The organism is Streptomyces sp. CB02414 (assembly GCF_001905385.1).
Taxonomy (GTDB): Bacteria; Actinomycetota; Actinomycetes; order Streptomycetales; family Streptomycetaceae; genus Streptomyces.
In genome coordinates this window covers 41,286-59,752 of sequence record NZ_LIPF01000010.1, presented here as the reverse complement: position 1 = coordinate 59,752, position 18,467 = coordinate 41,286, and the positions used below count along the sequence as shown (strand labels likewise).

The window sequence follows — 18,467 nt, the reverse complement described above, 5'->3', positions numbered from 1 at the left end:
CCGGGGGCAGCGCTCAGGCTGCCCGGCCCTCCTCGGGCACGGCGTCCGGACGGGCGTAGGTGCGGCCCTTCCAGGCCGCGCCGCGCCCCCGGTAGTGCCGCACCGCGGAATCGACCGTCATGAGGAGATAGAGGAACGCGGTGAACGGCAGCAGCGGGGCGAGCCACAGCGGCTGCCGGTAGTACCGCAGCATCGGCGCGTACGTCCCCGCCATCACGAGCCAGGCGGCGGCGCCCGGGACCAGTGCCGATGCGCTGCCCGTCGCCGCGCCCACGACGACCGCCGCCGGCGGCACCAGGTACACCAGCGCCAGGCCGGCCACCGTCCCGGCGAGCACCAACGGGTTGTGCCGCAACTGCGCGTACGCGCTGCGCGAGACCATCCGCCACAGGTCGCGCAGCCGCGGATACGGACGGACGCTGTCCACCCCGTCCGCCAGACCCAGCCAGACCCGCCCGCCGACGCCCTTGACCGCCCGCGCGAGGGCCACGTCGTCGATGACGGCGTGCCGGATGGCGTCCGGGACACGGGCGCGCTCGGCGGCGTCCGCGCGCAACAGCACGCAGCCACCCGCCGCGGCCGCCGTCCGCGTCCTCCTCTTCCCGCCCGCCCCGTCGCGTCCGGCCCGGCTCCCGCCGATCCACCGGAACGGGTACAGCTGAGCGAAGAAGTAGACGAACGCCGGCACGACCAGCCGCTCCCACACGCTCTCCACCCGCAGCCGGGCCATCTGCGAGACGACGTCGAAACCACCGGCGCGGGCCGCCGCCACCAGCCGGCGCAGGCTGTCCGGCGCGTGAGCGATGTCGGCGTCCGTCAGCAGCAGGTACTCGGGCTCGCGTGCCCGCGCCAGGCCGATGCCGTGCCGCACCGCCCACAGCTTGCCGGTCCAGCCGGCCGGCGGCTCCCCCGGCGAGGCCACGGTGAGCGGCAGCCCCTCCTGCCGCCGGGCCAGCCCGCACGCCAGGTCCGCCGTGCCGTCCGTGCTGCCGTCGTCGACCAGGAAGACCTCCGCCCGCCCCGGATAGTCCTGGGCGAGCAGGGACGGCAGGCTCGAGGGCAGGACGGCCGCCTCGTCGCGCGCCGGGACGACGACGCAGACGGAGGGCCACACGTCCGGTTCCTCTTGGGCCGGCAGCCGGACGTCCGTACGCCAGAAGAAGCCCCGGGCGAGCAGCAGCCACAGCCAGGCGGCGAACGAGAGGGCGGATACGACGGTCACGACGGCAGTCCACACATCGGCGCTCACGTGCGCAGTCTGCCCCACGGCACGGGCCCGCGACGGCGCATCGACTATGGTGGCCGGGTGAAGATCGCGCTCATGGACTCCGGAATCGGTCTGCTGGCGGCCACCGCCGCGGTACGGCGCCTGCGACCGGACGCCGATCTCATCCTCTCCCTGGACCCCGACGGCATGCCCTGGGGCCCGCGTACCCCCGAGGACCTCACCGGACGGGCCCTCGCCGTCGCCGAGGCGGCCGCCGCGCACCGCCCGGACGCCCTCATCGTCGGCTGCAACACCGCCACGGTGCACGCACTGCCCGCGCTGCGCGCCCGCCTCGAGCCCGCAGTGCCGGTCATCGGCACCGTTCCGGCGATCAAGCCCGCGGCGTCCGGCGGCGGCCCCGTGGCGATCTGGGCGACACCCGCCACCACCGGCAGCGCCTACCAGCGGAACCTGATCAAGGAGTTCGCCGGGGAGGCGAAGGTCACCGAGGTGCCGTGCCCGGGGCTCGCCGACGCCGTCGAGCACGCGGACGAGACGGCGATCGACGCGACCGTCGCCGCCGCGGCCGCCCTGACGCCCGACGACGTCACGACCGTCGTCCTGGGCTGCACCCATTACGAACTGGTCGCCGAACGCATCCGGGCCGCCGTCCAGCGCCCCGACGGCCCGCGCCTTGTCCTGCACGGCTCCGCGGGCGCGGTCGCCACCCAGGCGCTGCGCCGGATCGGCACCGCTCCCGACCCCGGCGCCCCGGCCGCAGGCACCCTCACCGTGCTCCTGAGCGGCCGCGAGGGCATGCTGCCCGCTCCCGCGCTCGCCTACGACGAGGGCCGGCTGCTCCAAGCCGTCACGCCGGCGCGCTGACCGGCGGGGCCGCCCGGTCGGCCCAGTCACCCTGCGCGACGAGGTACCGGCGCAGCGAAACCTGAGTAACCTCATATCCATGAGGCATCGCCACGGCGAGAGCGTCCCCCCACCGCACGTCTGGACCGGACGTGCCACCAACCGGGTCCAGTGGTTGCTGGCCCTCATCGGTGCCGCCTGCCTGGCGTTCGGCATCGCGCTGGCCGTCGAATCGGCCTGGGAGTCCGGCGGCGCCCCGCTGGCCATGGCGGTCGTCGGCTGCATCGCGGCGGGACTGCTGGTCCTCTTCGGCACGCTCGCCTTCGTGCACGTCGCGCTGAGAGTCGACGAGGAGTGCCTGGAGGTGCGCTGCGGCCACATCGGCGTGCCCCGCCGCCGCATCCCCCTCTCCCAGGTCGCCGGCGCCGAGTTCGCCCCCCACGTCACCCCGCGCCACTGGGGCGGCTGGGGCTACCGCTGGCGACCGGAGAAGGGCACCGCGGTCGTCGTACGCCGCGGGGAGGGCCTGGTCCTGCGCTTGTGGGACGGCCACACCTTCACCGTCACCGTCGACGACGCGGAAACGGCCGTCCAGGTCATCAAGGACCGCCTGCGGCCGAAGGCCCCCGGCTCGGCGCGCTGACCACGCACTCCCGGCGCGAGGGCCGGTCGCAGGCCGGGGGCCGTGCTGTCGGCCGCGCGGTCACCCGCCGTACACTCCGGGGGGTGACAGCCACCGCAACCTCCGTCGGCGAGCCGGACCGGACGCACCCCCAGGACACGCCCCCCTCACGCGCCGCCGCGTGGCTCCTGCGCCTCCTCCCGGCCGTCGCCGCCGCGCTCTCCGGAGTGCTGCTCTACGTCAGCTTCCCGCCGCGCACCCTGTGGTGGCTGGCCCTGCCCGCCTTCGCCGGCTTCGGCTGGGCGCTGCGCGGCCGCGGCTGGAAGGCGGGCCTCGGCCTCGGCTACCTCTTCGGCCTCGGCTTCCTGCTGCCACTGCTGGTGTGGACCGGCGTGGAGGTCGGCCCCGGCCCCTGGCTCGCCCTGGCCGCGATCGAGGCGGTCTTCGTGGCGCTGGTCGGCGCGGGCGCCGCGGCGGTGTCGAAGCTGCCGGGATGGCCCCTGTGGGCGGCCGCGCTGTGGATCGCCGGGGAGGCCGCACGCGCGCGGGTGCCCTTCGAGGGCTTTCCCTGGGGCAAGATCGCGTTCGGCCAGGCGGACGGCGTGTTCCTGCCGCTCGCCGCGGTCGGCGGCACACCGGTGCTCGGCTTCGCGGTGGTCCTCTGCGGCTTCGGCCTCCACGAGGCCGTCCGTCTGGCCGTCCGGGCACGTCGCACCGGCGAGGTGCGCCGCGGGGCGGCGGCCGTCGCCCTCCTGAGCGTGGCCGTACCCCTCGTGGGCGCCGTCGCCGCCCGCCCACTGGTCAGCGACGAGGCCGAGGACGGCACCGCGACCATCGCCGTGATACAGGGCAACGTGCCGCGCGCGGGTCTGGACTTCAACGCCCAGCGCCGGGCCGTGCTCGACCACCACGCGCGCGAGACGCGGCGCCTGGCGGCCGAGGTCGCGGCCGGCGAGGTGGACCGGCCCGACTTCGTGCTCTGGCCGGAGAACTCCTCCGACATCGACCCCTTCGCCAACCCCGACGCCCGCGCGGTCATCGACCGGGCCGCCCGGGCGATCGGCGTGCCCATCTCGGTGGGCGGCGTCGTGGAACGCGACGGCAAGCTCCTCAACGAGCAGATCCTGTGGGACCCGGACAAGGGACCCGTCGACACCTACGACAAGCGGCAGATCCAGCCGTTCGGCGAGTACCTGCCGCTGCGCTCGCTCATCGGGGCGATCAACGACGAGTGGACCTCCATGGTCAGCCAGGACTTCAGCCGGGGCTCCGAGCCCGGCGTGTTCACCATGGCCGGCACCGAGGTGGGGCTCGTCACCTGCTACGAGGCAGCCTTCGACTGGGCGGTGCGCTCCGAGGTCACCGACGGCGCCCAGATGATCTCGGTGCCCAGCAACAACGCGACCTTCGGCCGCAGCGAGATGACCTACCAGCAGCTCGCGATGTCCCGCGTCCGCGCGGTCGAGCACAGCCGGACCGTCGCCGTACCGGTCACCAGCGGCGTCAGCGCGATCATCATGCCGGACGGCACGGTCACCCAGAAGACCGGCATGTTCGTGGCGGACTCCCTGGTCCAGGAGGTACCGCTGCGTTCCTCCCAGACGCCCGCCACCCGGCTGGGCGTGGCCCCCGAGATCGTCCTGGTGCTGGTCGCGGCCGGCGGGCTCGGCTGGGCCGTCGGCGCCGGTGTGCGCGGCCGGCGCGCCGGTGGCGTGTAGCCGTACGCCCGCCGCACGCCCCGCGACACCGGCGGGAGCGGTCCGGGCCGCCCGTTAGGGTCGTGCCCATGGCTACTCCCGACTTCATCCGCGACCTGCGCGTCACCGCCGGACACCAGCTGCTGTGGCTCCCCGGGGTCACCGCCGTCGTCTTCGACGACGAGGGCAGAGTGCTGCTCGGCCGGCGGTCGGACAACGGCCGCTGGTCCCTGATCGGAGGTATCCCGGAACCGGGGGAGCAGCCCGCGGCCTGCGCCGTGCGCGAGGTGGAGGAGGAGACCGCCGTACGGTGCGTCGTCGAACGGCTGGTCCTCGCACAGGCGCTCAGCCCCGTCACGTACGACAACGGGGACGTCTGCCAGTTCATGGACATCACCTTCCGCTGCCGGGCCGTCGGTGGCGCGGCCAGGGTCAACGACGACGAGTCGCTGGAGGTGGGCTGGTTCGAAGTGGACGCCCTGCCGGACCTGGGGGAGTTCGGGCAGTTCCGGATCAAGCAGGCACTGTCCGACGCCCCCACATGGTTCGACACCACTGGTTCACTCTGAAGTATGGAGCGCGCCCACATGTGGTGAGCGGGGCGGCCTGCCTAGGGTCGGGACATGACCTCGCCCAGCGTCCTCCCGGCCCCCCACGCCTCCTCGCTCGACCTGCGCGGCCGCACCGCCCTCGTCACCGGTGCCGCCGGCGGCATCGGCCGTGCCTGTGCGCAGCGGCTCGCCGCAGCCGGGGCCGAGGTCAGAGCCGTCGACCGGGACGCCGCCGGGCTGGACGCGCTCGCCGAGAGCTGCGGTGACCTGGCGGGCGGCGTCGAACCGCACGTCCTGGACCTGACCGACCTGGACGCCGCCGAACGCGCCGCGGCCGGCACCGACATCCTCGTCAACAACGCGGGCCTGCAGCTGGTCCGGCCCATCGAGGAGTTCCCGCCGGACGTCTTCCACACCGTGCTCACCGTGATGCTGGAGGCCCCCTTCCGCCTCATCCGCGGCGCCCTGCCCCACATGTACGGGCAGGGGTGGGGGCGCATCGTCAACGTCTCCTCCGTCCACGGCCTGCGCGCCTCGGCCTACAAGGCGGCGTACGTGGCCGCCAAGCACGGCCTGGAGGGACTGTCCAAGACCGCCGCCCTCGAAGGCGCGGCCCACGGCGTCACCTCCAACTGCGTGAACCCCGCCTACGTACGCACCCCGCTGGTCGAGAGGCAGATCACCGACCAGGCCCGCGCCCACGGCGTTCCCGAGGAGCAGGTGCTGAACGACGTACTGCTGAAGGACAGCGCGCTGCGGCGCCTCATCGAACCCGACGAGGTCGCCGAGGCAGTGGCCTACCTGTGCGGCCCGCAGGCGTCCTTCGTCACCGGCACGTCGCTGGTCCTGGACGGCGGCTGGACGGCCCACTGACCGGGGTGGCGGCCCGGCGGACCGGGTTTTCCACAGGGCTGCCGCGACCACCGCACGATGGGGAATCCTGTGAGCATGTCCCGCGATCACGTGCAGTCCGCCGAGCGCCCCGCCCACGCCGCGGCGGCACCGGCCGGTGCCGCCGCGCAACCGGCGCCCGCGCCCGTCGAGACCCCCTTCCTGGAGCTGCTGGCCAGGGGTGCCTCCGCCGACGCCTACGAGCAGCCGGTGCTCCTCGCCCGCGCGGAGTCCGTCCCCGCCGAGCGGATCGCCGCGCTCGAACGGGCCAAGGACCTCGCCCTGCGCGTCCGCTCCGAGCTGGAGGGCAGGCGCAGGCGTGAGGCCGAGCTGTCCGCCCTGTTCGAGACGGCCCACGACCTCGCCGGACTGCGCGACCTGGACGCCGTTCTGCGCGCGATCGTGCAGCGGGCCCGCTCCCTGCTCGGTACCGACGTGGCCTACCTCAGCCTCAACGACCCGGCCCGCGGCGACACCTACATGCGGGTCACCGAGGGCTCGGTCGCCGCCCGCTTCCAGCAGCTGCGGCTCGGCATGGGCGAAGGACTCGGCGGCCTCGTCGCCCAGACCGCCCGCCCCTACGTCACCGACGACTACTTCAAGGACGCCCGCTTCCAGCACACCCGCACCATCGACGCGGGTGTGAGCGACGAGGGGCTGGTCGCCATCCTCGGCGTCCCCCTCATGCTCGGCCACCACGTCATCGGCGTGCTCTTCGCCGCGGACCGGCGCGCCCGGGTCTTCGAACGCGAGCAGATCGCCCTGCTCGGCTCCTTCGCCGCCCTGGCGGCGGCCGCCATCGACACCGCGAACCTGCTCGCCGAGACCCGCTCGGCCCTGGCCGGCCTGGAACGGGCCAACGAGATCATCCGGGACCGCAGCGGCGTCATCGAGCGTGCCTCCGACGTCCACGACCGGCTCGCCGAACTCGTACTGCGCGGCGGCGGAGTCCACGACGTGGCCGCCGCCGTCTCCCAGGTGCTGGACGGCACCGTCGAGTTCACCGAGGCCGCGGCCGCACCGGCGCGCGCCCTGGAATCGTCCCGCGCCGAGGGCCACGCGGTGCGCCACGAGGACGACTGGATCGCCGCCGTCGCCGCCGGCGACGAGCTGCTCGGCGCCCTGGTGCTCCGCGGCCACCCCGGGCTCGACCCCGTCGACCAGCTCACCCTGGAGCGGGCCGCGATGGTCACTTCGCTCCTCCTGCTCGCCCGCCGCTCCGCCGCCGAGGCCGAACAGCGCGTCCGTGGCGAGCTCCTGGACGACCTGCTCGACGCCCGCGACCGCGACCCGCGCCTGCTCGGCGACCGCGCCCGACGGCTGCGTGCCGACCTGGCCGCCACCCACGTCGTGCTCGCCGCCCGCCTGGACGCCACCGCGCCCGACGCCGACCAGGAGGCGGACGCGCGCAGACGGCTGTGGGCCGCGGCCTCCCACCTCGCCGCGACCCGGCACGGCCTCGCCGCCGCCCGCGACGGCGGCACCGTACTCCTGCTGCCCCTCACCACCGGGGACGGCGCCACGGACCTGGCCCGCCGCACCGCCCGGCACCTGGGCACGGCCGTGCACGAGGCCGTCACCGTCGGCGCCTCCGCCCCCGTGGAGGACCTCGCCGCCCACCCGGACGCCGTGGCCGCCGCGTACGCCGAGGCCAGGCGCTGCCTCGACGCCCTGAGACTGCTGGGCCGCTCCGGAGACGGCGCCGCCGCCGAGGACTTCGGCTTCTTGGGCCTGCTCCTGGCCGGCGACCAGAACGTCTCCGGTTTCGTCGACCGCACCATCGGCCAGGTCGTCGCCTACGACCAGCGGCGCGGCACCGAGCTCGTGCGCACCCTCGACGCGTACTTCGCCTGCGGCATGAGCCCCGCCCGCACCAAGGACGCGCTCCACGTCCACGTGAACACGGTCGCCCAGCGCCTGGAACGCGTCGGCCGTCTCCTGGGCGACGACTGGCAGGGCCCCGAGCGCGCACTGGAGATACAACTGGCCCTCAGACTCCACCGCCTGTCGATACCGGCACAGCACTGACCCCCGCGCGCACGGCGTGCGGGGGCCGGTGCCGGGGCCGGATCAGAGGGCGCGGGCCCCCGGGGTACGGGAGGCGGTCGCCTCGGTCCCGTCCGGATCGGCGTCCTCGGGGGAGGCCGCGACATCGGCGAGGTCCCGGTTGCGCGTCTCCTTGGCCACGCCCACGGCGATCAGCGTCAGCACGGCCGAGGCGATGACGTAGAGGGAGATCGGGGTGGAGCTGTCGTACTCGGACAGCAGGGCGGTGGCGATCAGCGGGGCGGGCGCACCGGCCGCCACGGAGGCGAACTGGGCGCCGATGGACGCACCCGAGTAGCGCACCCTGGTCGCGAACATCTCGGAGAAGAACGCCGCCTGGGGCGCGTACATCGCACCGTGCAGCACCAGCCCCACGGTCACCGCGAGCAGCAGAGCGCCGAAGCTCCCGGAGTCGATCAGCGTGAAGAAGGGGAACATCCACAGCCCGACCCCGGCCGCCCCCAGCAGGTACACGGGACGCCGGCCGATCCGGTCCGACAGGGCACCCCAGGCCGGGATCACCGCGAAGTGCACGGCCGAGGCGATCAGCACCGCGTTGAGCGCGGTCTGTTTGGAGACGTCGGCGGCGGTGGTGGCGTAGACGAGGATGAAGGCCGTGATGACGTAGTAGCTGATGTTCTCCGCCATCCGCGCGCCCATCGCGATCAGTACGTCGCGCCAGTGGTGCCGCAGTACGGAGACCAGCGGCATGGGCTCGGCCTTGGCCTTCCGCGTCTCGGCCTTGGCCAACGCCTGCTTGAACACCGGCGATTCGTCGACAGACAGACGAATCCACAAACCGACCATGACCAGTACGCCGGAGAGCAGGAAGGGAATGCGCCACCCCCAGCTGTTGAACGCGGAGTCCGACAGCACGGCCGTCAGCAGCGACAGCACACCGGTCGCCAGCAACTGCCCCGCGGGCGCTCCTGTCTGCGGCCACGACGCCCAGAACCCGCGCCGCCGCGCGTCCCCGTGCTCCGACACCAGCAGTACGGCCCCGCCCCACTCACCGCCGAGGGCGAAGCCCTGGACCAGCCGCAGCACGGTCAGCAGCACGGGAGCGGCCGTGCCGATGGTCGCGTGCGTGGGCAGCAGCCCGATCGCGAACGTCGCCCCGCCCATCATCAACAGGCTCAGCACCAGCAGCTTCTTGCGCCCGAGCCGGTCACCGTAGTGCCCGAACACCAAGGCCCCCAGCGGTCGTGCGGCGAACCCGACGGCGTAGGTCAGGAACGACAGCAGCGTGCCGACCAGCGGGTCGGAGTCCGGGAAGAACAGCTTGTTGAAGACGAGCGCGGCGGCGGAGCCGTAGAGGAAGAAGTCGTACCACTCGATGGTGGTGCCGATGAGGGACGCGGCGACGATGCGCTTGAGGTTGTGCGGGGCTGGTGGAGCGGTTGCGGGCGACGACATCGGCACCACTTCCTGGGGGTCTGCGGGGACGTTTGCGTGTCGCCACACCGTAGGAATCCGCAGGTCAGGCGCACATGTGGCGGGGCAACATAGTTCGAGGGTCGGCTATGCGTGTGGCCACCATGCCGGCTCATGGGAAGACGTCTCACAGGATGATTCGACGGTGCGGTGCTGAAGCGCCGGGGCTCGCCATCCCCGGCTCTCAGGGACTTGACGCAGTGGTCCGACTCGCGCACCCAGGTGGGCCCGAGGGAGGCCGGCTCCCACGCTGCGATCTCCTTCGATCTCCTCAACGGTGAGCGTGGAGATGGCTCACCTCCCCGGTGTTCCAGACAGGAGGTGCCGAGTCCCGGTAACTTCAACTCCACACGAAAAGTCGTGTGGTCGCTGATCGAGATCGAGCGCCGCCGCAAGCTCGGGACGAGAGCCGCCCCCATTGCAGGAGGGGGCCCAGAAGATGGTCACGGCCATTCGCTCTCTTCGCGCAGTGCGTGATGAGGTGAGGCGAAGCGGCAACAAGTGATTATTGGCCGCGCCGGGCGCATCCCCTCACGTCCCGGCGCGGCCGCAATCTCTAGCTCGGCCCGAGATCCTTCCTGTGGCCGGCGGTGGCGTTGGGCTCGGGCTTGTGCAGTTCGACGCGCATACGGCGCCGAGTCGTACGCCCCAGAGCCACGACCAGGTATCCACGCACGCTCGGCAGGTGTCGAACCTGCCCGTGCTGATCGGGGGCGGTGCAGTGGCGTCCGGATGCGGACGACGCTCGTACACGCCGACCCCTGGCGCTCCGTTTTCCGACGGCCGCCTGCCGCTCAGGGGTCGACCGGCTCCGGCGCATTCGTCTCTCAGGCCGAGACGAGAGGTAACGCCGCCTCAGATGGTCGGGGTGTCGTCAACGACCGGCTTGTGGATCTCAACGACCGGCTTCCAGCCCGCGGAGAACTCGATGAAGTCCGCACGGGTGGGGTAGGTGTCGATCGCGCGACGGTCACGCTTGGGGTTGTCGCTCGCCTTGCGCCCCCGGGGAACCTGCTCCTCGAAGATGTCGACCTTCACGTCGGGAACCTCCTTGAGGCCCTGGCGCCAGATCTGAACGACGTCGGCGCCGAACGCCTGCCGGGCCGCAGCGTAAAGGGCCGTGAGGGACCCCTTGTCACCACCGGGGATGAAAAGTGCCAGGTCCAGCACGACACCGGCGGACTGGAGGACCTCGATGGTCACCGAGCCGTTCTCGTCGGCCAAGTAGATTCCGGCTTCATTCTCGTCGTCGGGAAGGCAGGAGACCTCTTCCCGGAACACGGTCCTCGCCGTGATCGAGCCGCCCTCGAAACTTTCACCGGGCTTGGTCAGAAAAGCAGGGACGTAGCAGTCGGGAAGTTTGAGTTCCGCAGTGTCGGCGGAAACGAATATCCTGTCCTTCACGCCGAGTTTCGTCACCTCTTCCAGCGAGAGGCGGCGAGCGGCGATCTTCTCCGTGTTCACGATTTTCCTTTCAGGTCGCACTGTCCCTTCGAGTAAGGACGCTACCACGAAACCCTGAGGTCAACTGCCCAGTAATCTCTTGGTAGATGACCTCCGACGACCTGCGGGGGGAGGATATTGAAGCGAGTGCCACTCGGTCGGGAACGCGCATCCGCCAGGTAGTATCTCTCGTCAAGGTGTTGAAGATCAACTGGCGATTGCATTTCGGTGCGTTGGGTGGCGCGGAGGAAGCAGGAGAGAGTTTGCGGCAGATGTCGTCCATATCCCCTTCGAGGGGGTGGCGGCGAGGTAAGGCGGTCCATTCTTCGTGCATCTCTCGCCGGGCACGGGCCGGGGGAGTGCGCCCCGCTTGCCGCCCGCGTGAAGGAGACAGCGCCGTCGCGGACCGTCTGGTCGAGCGCGCCCACGCCCTCGGGGCGGACGTCGACATCCACGGCAGCACGGTGAACGCGACCGAGGGCCTGAAGGACAAGCTCATGTCCGTCTTCGGCTGGACCGAGGCGCAGGGGTACGCCCACATCGGCGTCTCCGGCATGAACAACAGCAGCGACACCGGTGAGGTCACCACCCCGATCCGGACCCAGATCCGCGACTGTGCCACGCCGCCAGGCACAGGGATCCTTCCGTGGAGCGGGCAGTTGATCGGAAATGGGTAGCGTGTTGCTGGGGGTGCCGGGATACTGCCGCGGTGTCCCTGACTGAACTGCCTCAACTGCTGCGGCCTCGTGCCCTGGAGCCCGGAGACCTGCTTGACCATGCACGATGACCAAGTGGACGTGACCACCGAAATAGTTGCGACCCTGGTCCGAGAACAGTTCCCTCAGTGGAGCGGCAAGGCGATCCGACCCCTGGTGTCGACCGGGACGGTCCACGCCATCTTCCGCATCGGGAACGACCTCTCCGCACGTTTCCCACTGCGTCTGAACGATGCCGCCGAGACGCTGGCGGTTCTGGAACAGGAAGCCCAGGCGAGCGCGGAGCTGGCACAGGTCTCTCGGTTCCCCGCCCCGGAACCGGTCGCCTTGGGAAAGCCTGGAGCGGGTTACCCCATGCCCTGGTCGGTTCAGACATGGCTGCCGGGAACGATCGCCTCCGATGCCGACCCGAGTGGGTCGGACGCTTTCGCCGAGGACCTTGCGGCCTTCATCGCGTCTCTCCGGGACGCCGAAACGCGGGGACGCATCTTCAGCGGCGAAAACAGGGGCGGCGTTCTCGCTCACCATGACGATTGGATGGCGAAGTGCTTCGAGGAGAGTGAGGGACTGCTCGACGTGCCCCGGCTGCGCCAGGTGTGGGGCCACTTTCGGGAGTTGCCACGCACGGGTGCCGACGTGATGAGCCATGGTGACTTGATCCCCGGCAATGTACTGGTCACGGGAGACCGGCTCAGCGGCGTACTCGACACCGGCGGCTTCGGCCCGGCCGACCCCGCGCTGGATCTCGTCGGCGCCTGGCACCTGTTGCGGCCAGGCCCGCGGGAAGTGCTCCGGCGGACGCTGGTCTGTGACGATCTGGAGTGGGAGCGCGGCAAGGCATGGGCGTTCGAACAGGCGATGGGTCTTGTCTGGTACTACGTCGAGAGCAATCCGGCGATGAGCAGAATGGGACGCCGGACTCTCGACCGCATTCTGGAGACGATGGAGTGACGTCGCCCCGGTCGTAGGCCCGCTCACGAGACCCAGGCATCGGTGAGAGCGAGTAGCCGATGAGGCAGTTGTGACGGCCCTGTGACCGAAGGAGTGGCTGCGATCACAGACTGGTCGGCCGTGCCTTGGTGAGGTGGCCGGATGCGTAGCGTCCTCCCCGTCCTGCGCGGCTGTCTGCCGCCGCTTGTGGTGCACCTGTTGATAGGTGTCCCCGCGTTTTTCACCATCCTCTGCGCGCGCTGGTACGTAGCTCACGGTCACTGCGGGTACGAGGACCTGCGCCGCCGGGACCTGGACGGCTGCACCTACGACCAGATCGAGTCCGGCGGGTTCGTGCTGATCGCCCTTTTCCTGCTCGGCGCCTTCGTCCTCGCCCTGCTCCTCCTCTACGACGTCCGCCCCCTGCGCACCGGCCGCCCCCTCGGGCCACGCCTGCTGACTCTTCCGGCGGTCCTGGTCCCGTACGCGGGGTACATGATGAGCGGATGACGTATACCGACGACGCGGCCACCGCACACGCCTGGGCGATCCTGGGGGGCCGGAGCCAACTGGTTCAGCACGTGTCCTTCGTGGGAGCGGGCGCTGTCCTGCCGTCACGTCTGCCGGTGAGGGAAATGGCGCGGGCCGGCGTCGGAGTGTGCTCACTGGCGGCGGCGGAACTGCTGGCGCTGCGCAACCGCGTGCCGGTGCCCGCGGTGCGGGTGAACGAGGCGGCGGTGGCCACCGCGTTCGTCAGTGAACGCCACCTGCGCATCGACGGCCGGGCCCCGACGTCCTTCGCCCCGCTGTCCGGGTTCTGGCCGGCTGCCGACGGCTGGGTTCGCACCCACGCCAACTACCCGCACCACCGGGCCCGGCTGCTCAGCGCCCTGGGCATCGCGGACAGGGGAGGGGACCGGGAGCTGGTGGGCGTGCTCTCGAAGGAGTTGGCATCGCGTCCGGCCGAGGAGGTCCAGGAGACCGTCTACGCGGCAGGCGGCCTGGCCGTGGCCGTGGCTTCCGCACCCGCCGCGGCCGGGCCGGCCCTGGTCGAGAGGCGGCACGTGGGCCAGGGCAGTCCTCGGCTGCCGGCGCCCGCGTCGGTACCGGCCCAGGACGTGCGGGTCCTGGACCTGACCCGTGTCATCGCCGGCCCCGTCGCCACACGGACACTGGCGCTGCTGGGCGCGGACGTGCTGCGCGTGGACGCCCCCCGGCTCCCAGAGGACGCAGATGCCCACGCCGACACCGGTGTGGGCAAACGCTCCACGTTGCTGGACCTCGGCAGCCCTGGCGACCGGCACGCCTTCGAGGAACTCCTCGGCCGGGCGGACGTCGTGGTGACCGGCTACCGCCCCGGTGCCCTGGACCGGCACGGACTGACTCCCGACGTGCTCCTGGACCGGTACCCCGACCTGATCGTGGCCCAACTGTGTGCCTGGGACTGGTCCGGCCCCTGGGCCGGGCGTCGCGGCTTCGACAGCCTGGTCCAGGCCGGTACCGGTATCGCCGCGATCGAGGCCACAGCCGACGGCCGCCCCGGTGTACTGCCCGCACAGGCGCTGGACCACGGAACCGGTTACCTGCTCGCCGCCGCCGTCCTACGTGCACTGAGCGATCGTCAGGCCACCGGCGGTGGATGTCATCTGCGCCTCTCCCTGGCAGGCACGGCGTCCTGGCTGCTGCACGACATCCGCCCCACCCCTGCGCGGGGTGAAGCCGGCACCTACGATTCCGGGTCCTGGCTCGCCGAGACCGAATCGCCCTACGGTCGGCTGCGTCACGCCCTGCCCCCGGTCCACTACGACGGCGCACCCACGAACTGGGACCACGCACCGACTCAATGGGGCACCGATCGGCCGAACTGGGCCTGAGAACACGCGACGGCCCTTGGCTCCAGTTCGAAAGCCCATACTGCTGACGGCAGAACCGCGGCCGGGTCGGGCTCGACGGTCAATACAGTCCAGTCCCATGACGACGATTACGACGCGTACGGTCGAGTACCCGGCCGACGGTCTGACGATGATCGGGCACCTCGCTCTCCCGGCCGGTGCCGACCGCCGGCCCGCAGTGCTGCTCGGACCGGAGGGCATGGGGCTCAGCGACGTCGAGCGCCGCCGGGCCGACGCTCTCGCCGAACTGGGATACGTGGCGCTGGCCTTCGACCTCCATGGCGGGCGCTATCTGGGCGACCCCGAGGAGATGCTGGCCCGTTGCCTGCCGCTGCTCGCCGATCCCGACCGGATGCGGGGCATCGGCCATGCGGCGCTCGACGTACTGCGCACCGAACCGCGGACCGACCCCGACCGGATCGCCGCCGTAGGCTACGGCACCGGGGGCGCCGTCGGGCTGGAACTCGGGCGCGACGGGGTCAACCTGCGCGCGATCGGCACAGTCAACGCGACCACCACGGGCCGGCCGGGCGAGGCGGCGCGCATTCGCTGCCCGGTGTGGGCCGGAGTCGGGTCGGAGGACCCGATCATGCCACCCGCGCAACGGAACGCGTTCACCGCCGAGATGCAAGCCGCGGGCGTCGACTGGCGCCTCGCGGTCTACGGCGGCGCCCTGCACGCCTTCCACCATCCGCCGGTCGATCACCCCACGGTCCCCGGCGTCGGCTACCACCCGCAGCACGCGCGGCGAGCCTGGCGCGACGTCGTCGACCTGCTCGCCGAGTGCCTGCCCTTGACGGAGGAGCCCGGGGCATAACCCCGCACTGGCCCGGTCGAGCGCGAGGCGGTCCTGAACGACGCGATGGACGGTCCCGGCATGTCTGTCAGGGTCAGCATCACGAACTCCAGGATGCGCGAAAGCGCATCCGCCACTCACGGGGGACAAGTTGACAGAGCTGCTCCGCGTCGCGCCGGAGGTCCGGGACCGGCTCGTCGTTCGGTTCGGAGCTGAGGTGCTGGCCTGGTGCGACGAGTTGCCGGCGCTCGTGGACGAACTCGCTGACCGCTGGGATCTGGAGCTTGTCGCGACGGGCGGAGGAGGCACCTCGCGGGTGTTCCGCTGCTTCGAGCGGGACACCGGCACCTCGGCATGGCTGAAACTCACGCCGGAGACCGGGATCGCCCGGGAGGAGGCCGAAGCTCTGCGGGCCTGGGAGAAGACGCCGTCGGTTGTCACGCTGCTGGCACAAGATCTGACCGTCGGGGCTTTGCTGCTGGCGGACGTGGAGCCGGGGGTGCAGGTGAGCCGGAGTGCGTGGAATCTGGCCGAGGTCGCCGTGTTGCTGCGGGACCTGCGGGACCCCGCTCCCGTGCCGGGCGAGCACTCGGTACTGCGGCGCCTCTCACACCGCGTCGACCTCGTCTTCGACTTGACCGACCGCAGGCTGGCGGCGCGCGACGTGAACGAGCCAACCGCCACGAAGGTGCTTCGGCAGGCGCGAGCGGCGGCCCTGGAACTGGCGGCCAATGGGCCGGTGGGACTCGTGCACGGCGATCTTCATCCGGCCAACGTGCTGTCCGGTCCGGGTGCCCGCCTGGTGGCGATTGATCCGAGGCCGACGTGGGGCGACCCGGACTTCGACGCCGTGGACTGGTTGCTTGACGGAGTCGCGGATCCAGCCGTGCTGGAGCAGAGGGTCGAGGAGCTGGCGGCGCTGGTTCCCGGCATGTCTCCTCGTCGGGTGCTGGGCTGGTGCCGAGCCCTGGCCGCCCTCGTCGCGGTCCCCAGAAGGTGTGCGGGGCGGGACGACGCGGAGACTCGGTTCCTCATGGCTCTGGCCGACAGCCGAGTACTCCGTCGGCCTCGCCCGATCTCGTGAGCGAGGCCGGGCAGTCGTCCGCGTCCGGTGTCCCAGGGCCAGGTTTCCACCACACGCGGTGAACCGCGGCGACGCGGCACCGGTTCGTGGTGTGCCGGTGACGCGCGACGCCTTCCGTACGGTCCATCGTTTCCCCATGCCCGTCAGTGCCGTTCGGATGGCGCGGAAGCAGCATTAGGCGCTCGGAGTTGGTCGTGGGGCATGCGAGAAGTGGCCAGTTGCCCGCTCGATGGCCCCTCGAAGGCCTTCCGCTGCGCTCCGGCGCGTGGCAGTCGCCGCTCGGCAGCCACACGCCGATGAGCCGCGTGCGAGGATGTCGTCCGTGACCGGACTGCCTTCTTCGTCCCCGGCCGAGGACACTTCTCGCAACCGCGGCCTGGGCTCCCGCTCCGCCGTCGCGCTGGTCTTCGGGTCGTCGGCCGCGGTCCTGGTCGTCGAGATCGTCGCCCTGCGGCTGCTCGCTCCCTACCTCGGTCTCACCCTGGAAACCAGCACCATGGTGATCGGTATCGCCCTCACCGCGATCGCCCTCGGCTCCTGGCTGGGCGGGCGCCTCGCGGACCAGGTAGACCCACGCCGGCTCATCGGCCCCTCGCTCGGGGTGTCGGGCGCGGTCGTGGCGCTCACCCCCGCCGTGCTGCGCTCCACCGCGGAGTGGGCGCCCGTGCTGCTCCTGATCGTCGCGGGCCTGACCATCCTCGTTCCGGGCGCGCTGCTCTCCGCCGTGACGCCCATGGTGACCAAGCTGCGCCTCACGAGCCTCGCCGAGACCGGGACGGTCGTCGGCCGGCTGTCCGGCGTCGGGACCGTCGGCGCCATCGTCGGCACCGTCCTCACCGGCTTCGTCCTCATCTCGCGGCTGCCGGTCAGCGGCATCCTCCTCGGTCTCGGCGCCCTGCTGATGGCCGGCTCGGCGCTGGTGGGCTGGCGAGCGCGCGGATGGACCGGCACGCCCGCCCTCACCCTGGTGGTCGTGGCCGGCGGCCTCGCCACCGTCCCCGCGCCCGGCGGTTGCGATGCGGAGACCAAGTACCACTGCGCACGGGTCGTGGCGGACCCGGACCGGGACGGCGGTCACACGCTCGTGCTGGACGGCGTGCGGCACTCCTACGTCGACGTCGACGACCCGGCGTTCCTGAAGTTCACTTATGTGCGGGCCCTGGCGTCGGTGGTCGACACGGCCCTTCCCGAGGGCGAGCCGATCACCGCCTATCACCTGGGCGGCGGAGGGCTCACTTTTCCGCGCTACCTCGCGGCTGCCCGGCCGGGCACGCGCAGCCTGGTGTCCGAGATCGACGGCGGGGTCGTGCGCATCGACCGCGAGCGGTTCGGGCTGAGGCCGGACTCCGGGATCGACGTGCGCACGGAGGACGGCCGGCTCGGTCTGCGACGGCTGGAGACGGACAGCCGCGACCTGGTCGTCGGTGACGCCTTCGGGGGTGTCAGCGTGCCGTGGCACCTCACGACGGTGGAGGCGATGAGGGACGTACGGCGGGTGCTGGACGAGGACGGCCTGTACGCCGCCAACCTGATCGACCACGGTGACCTGGCCTTCGCACGTGCTGAAGTCGCCACGCTCAGCGAGACGTTCGAGCACGTCGTCCTCGTCGGCGACCCCGTCGACATCGGTTCGGACCGGGCCGCCGCCCCCGACGGCGGCAACCTGGTGGTGCTCGCCTCCGACCGGCCGGTCGACCTGCGCGCGACCCAGGAAGCACTCGACGCCCGGCACGTCGGATGGCGGCTCGCGACCGGCGACGACCTCACCGCCTGGATCGGCGACGCCCGGCCGCTCACCGACGACCACGCCCCCGTCGACCAGCTCCTCCAGCCCTACGACTCGCGGGGCGGCCGGTGACGGGCACACGTCGCGGCGGGGCGGGCCGGATCCGTCTGACGGCGGCCGTGGCCGCCCTTTCGGTCGTCGGCGCGGGACTGGGGCTGCGGTCCGTGGCGGCGGGAGACGTGGCCAAGTACGGCGGGGACAGCCTGTACACCCTGCTCATCTTCGCCCTCGTCCTCCTGGCGGCGCCCCGCACGCCGGCCGCGAAGGCCGCCGCGCTCGCGCTGGCCGTGAGCTGGGGCGTCGAGGTCCTCCAGCTCAGTGGCGTGCCGGCGGACCTCTCCCGGCGCAGCACCGCCGCCCGCCTGGTGCTCGGGTCGACCTTCAACGCGCCGGACCTGTTCTGGTACGCGGTCGGTGCGCTGGCCGGGTGGCTCGTCGTCGCGTCCTCGGGAGCGGTCGGTGGTGGGCGTTCCTCGTCGCTCGTACGGCGTCGAGCGCATTGACCGGA

The 18,467-nt window shown here is 71.9% G+C and carries 17 protein-coding genes; 14 read left to right on the top strand and 3 right to left on the bottom strand.

What is annotated here, in order from left to right:
* Window positions 1-13: 13 nt before the first annotated feature.
* Entirely contained in the window at window positions 14-1,267 is a 1,254-nt protein-coding gene (locus AMK11_RS29495) for a glycosyltransferase (protein ID WP_073731144.1), read from the bottom strand.
* Window positions 1,268-1,306: 39 nt separating this feature from the next.
* On the opposite strand from AMK11_RS29495, the gene AMK11_RS29490 reads away from it, so the two are divergent.
* From AMK11_RS29490 to AMK11_RS29465, 6 genes are all read left to right on the top strand, one after another.
* Window positions 1,307-2,092, top strand: a complete 786-nt coding sequence (locus AMK11_RS29490) for a glutamate racemase (RefSeq protein WP_073731143.1) — start codon at window positions 1,307-1,309, stop codon at window positions 2,090-2,092.
* A 79-nt stretch (window positions 2,093-2,171) separates the two neighbouring features.
* Window positions 2,172-2,714: a hypothetical protein gene (locus AMK11_RS29485; protein ID WP_073731142.1), complete on the top strand. Its 543-nt coding sequence runs from the start codon at window positions 2,172-2,174 to the stop codon at window positions 2,712-2,714.
* Between the two features lie 83 nt (window positions 2,715-2,797).
* Entirely contained in the window at window positions 2,798-4,411 is a 1,614-nt protein-coding gene (gene lnt / locus AMK11_RS29480) for an apolipoprotein N-acyltransferase (RefSeq protein ID WP_073731141.1), read from the top strand.
* 68 nt (window positions 4,412-4,479) lie between these two features.
* Entirely contained in the window at window positions 4,480-4,959 is a 480-nt protein-coding gene (locus AMK11_RS29475; RefSeq protein ID WP_073731140.1) for an NUDIX hydrolase, read from the top strand.
* A 54-nt stretch (window positions 4,960-5,013) separates the two neighbouring features.
* Window positions 5,014-5,814 (top strand): 3-hydroxybutyrate dehydrogenase, encoded by an 801-nt coding sequence (locus AMK11_RS29470; RefSeq protein ID WP_073731139.1) that lies wholly within the window; start codon window positions 5,014-5,016, stop codon window positions 5,812-5,814.
* A 75-nt stretch (window positions 5,815-5,889) separates the two neighbouring features.
* Window positions 5,890-7,860, top strand: coding sequence for a helix-turn-helix domain-containing protein (locus AMK11_RS29465; protein WP_073731138.1), 1,971 nt, complete (start codon window positions 5,890-5,892; stop codon window positions 7,858-7,860).
* A 42-nt stretch (window positions 7,861-7,902) separates the two neighbouring features.
* On the opposite strand, the gene AMK11_RS29460 is transcribed toward AMK11_RS29465, so the two are convergent.
* Together AMK11_RS29460 and AMK11_RS29455 are read right to left on the bottom strand one after the other, a co-directional pair.
* A complete protein-coding gene (locus AMK11_RS29460; protein ID WP_198941492.1) occupies window positions 7,903-9,294 on the bottom strand; it encodes an MFS transporter in 1,392 nt (463 codons plus the stop codon).
* An 873-nt stretch (window positions 9,295-10,167) separates the two neighbouring features.
* Window positions 10,168-10,776 (bottom strand): hypothetical protein, encoded by a 609-nt coding sequence (locus tag AMK11_RS29455; protein ID WP_073731136.1) that lies wholly within the window; start codon window positions 10,774-10,776, stop codon window positions 10,168-10,170.
* A 338-nt stretch (window positions 10,777-11,114) separates the two neighbouring features.
* On the opposite strand from AMK11_RS29455, the gene AMK11_RS29450 reads away from it, so the two are divergent.
* The 8 genes from AMK11_RS29450 to AMK11_RS29415 all read left to right on the top strand — a co-directional run bounded on the left by AMK11_RS29450 (window position 11,115) and on the right by AMK11_RS29415 (window position 18,462).
* On the top strand, window positions 11,115-11,432 hold the full coding sequence (locus AMK11_RS29450) for a hypothetical protein (protein ID WP_073731135.1): 318 nt from the start codon (window positions 11,115-11,117) through the stop codon (window positions 11,430-11,432).
* 99 nt (window positions 11,433-11,531) lie between these two features.
* Window positions 11,532-12,422 carry an aminoglycoside phosphotransferase family protein gene (locus AMK11_RS29445; RefSeq protein ID WP_198941501.1) on the top strand — a complete coding sequence of 297 codons (891 nt, stop codon included), beginning with the start codon at window positions 11,532-11,534 and terminating at the stop codon, window positions 12,420-12,422.
* A 141-nt stretch (window positions 12,423-12,563) separates the two neighbouring features.
* Window positions 12,564-12,911: a hypothetical protein gene (locus AMK11_RS29440; protein ID WP_073731133.1), complete on the top strand. Its 348-nt coding sequence runs from the start codon at window positions 12,564-12,566 to the stop codon at window positions 12,909-12,911.
* Window positions 12,908-14,275 (top strand): CoA transferase, encoded by a 1,368-nt coding sequence (locus AMK11_RS29435; protein WP_198941491.1) that lies wholly within the window; start codon window positions 12,908-12,910, stop codon window positions 14,273-14,275. Before AMK11_RS29440 ends, AMK11_RS29435 begins: the two co-directional genes overlap by 4 nt.
* 97 nt (window positions 14,276-14,372) lie before the next feature.
* A complete protein-coding gene (locus AMK11_RS29430) occupies window positions 14,373-15,110 on the top strand; it encodes a dienelactone hydrolase family protein (RefSeq protein ID WP_073731132.1) in 738 nt (245 codons plus the stop codon).
* Between the two features lie 130 nt (window positions 15,111-15,240).
* Entirely contained in the window at window positions 15,241-16,173 is a 933-nt protein-coding gene (locus AMK11_RS29425; protein WP_073731131.1) for an aminoglycoside phosphotransferase family protein, read from the top strand.
* Window positions 16,174-16,495: 322 nt separating this feature from the next.
* Window positions 16,496-18,031 (top strand): fused MFS/spermidine synthase, encoded by a 1,536-nt coding sequence (locus AMK11_RS29420; protein ID WP_241847106.1) that lies wholly within the window; start codon window positions 16,496-16,498, stop codon window positions 18,029-18,031.
* Window positions 18,028-18,462, top strand: a complete 435-nt coding sequence (locus AMK11_RS29415) for a ribosomal maturation YjgA family protein (RefSeq protein WP_073731129.1) — start codon at window positions 18,028-18,030, stop codon at window positions 18,460-18,462. Before AMK11_RS29420 ends, AMK11_RS29415 begins: the two co-directional genes overlap by 4 nt.
* Window positions 18,463-18,467: the final 5 nt, after the last annotated feature.

What these genes read in the sequence shown, in the direction of transcription:
- AMK11_RS29475 (WP_073731140.1), top strand. Translation starts at nt 4,480, where the DNA reads ATGGCTACTCCCGACTTCATCCGCGACCTGCGCGTCACCGCCGGACAC.
- AMK11_RS29430 (WP_073731132.1), top strand. Translation starts at nt 14,373, where the DNA reads ATGACGACGATTACGACGCGTACGGTCGAGTACCCGGCCGACGGTCTG.
- AMK11_RS29435 (WP_198941491.1), top strand. Translation starts at nt 12,908, where the DNA reads ATGACGTATACCGACGACGCGGCCACCGCACACGCCTGGGCGATCCTG.
- AMK11_RS29440 (WP_073731133.1), top strand. Translation starts at nt 12,564, where the DNA reads ATGCGTAGCGTCCTCCCCGTCCTGCGCGGCTGTCTGCCGCCGCTTGTG.
- AMK11_RS29470 (WP_073731139.1), top strand. Translation starts at nt 5,014, where the DNA reads ATGACCTCGCCCAGCGTCCTCCCGGCCCCCCACGCCTCCTCGCTCGAC.
- AMK11_RS29485 (WP_073731142.1), top strand. Translation starts at nt 2,172, where the DNA reads ATGAGGCATCGCCACGGCGAGAGCGTCCCCCCACCGCACGTCTGGACC.
- AMK11_RS29460 (WP_198941492.1), bottom strand. Translation starts at nt 9,294, where the DNA reads ATGTCGTCGCCCGCAACCGCTCCACCAGCCCCGCACAACCTCAAGCGC.
- AMK11_RS29445 (WP_198941501.1), top strand. Translation starts at nt 11,532, where the DNA reads ATGCACGATGACCAAGTGGACGTGACCACCGAAATAGTTGCGACCCTG.
- AMK11_RS29465 (WP_073731138.1), top strand. Translation starts at nt 5,890, where the DNA reads ATGTCCCGCGATCACGTGCAGTCCGCCGAGCGCCCCGCCCACGCCGCG.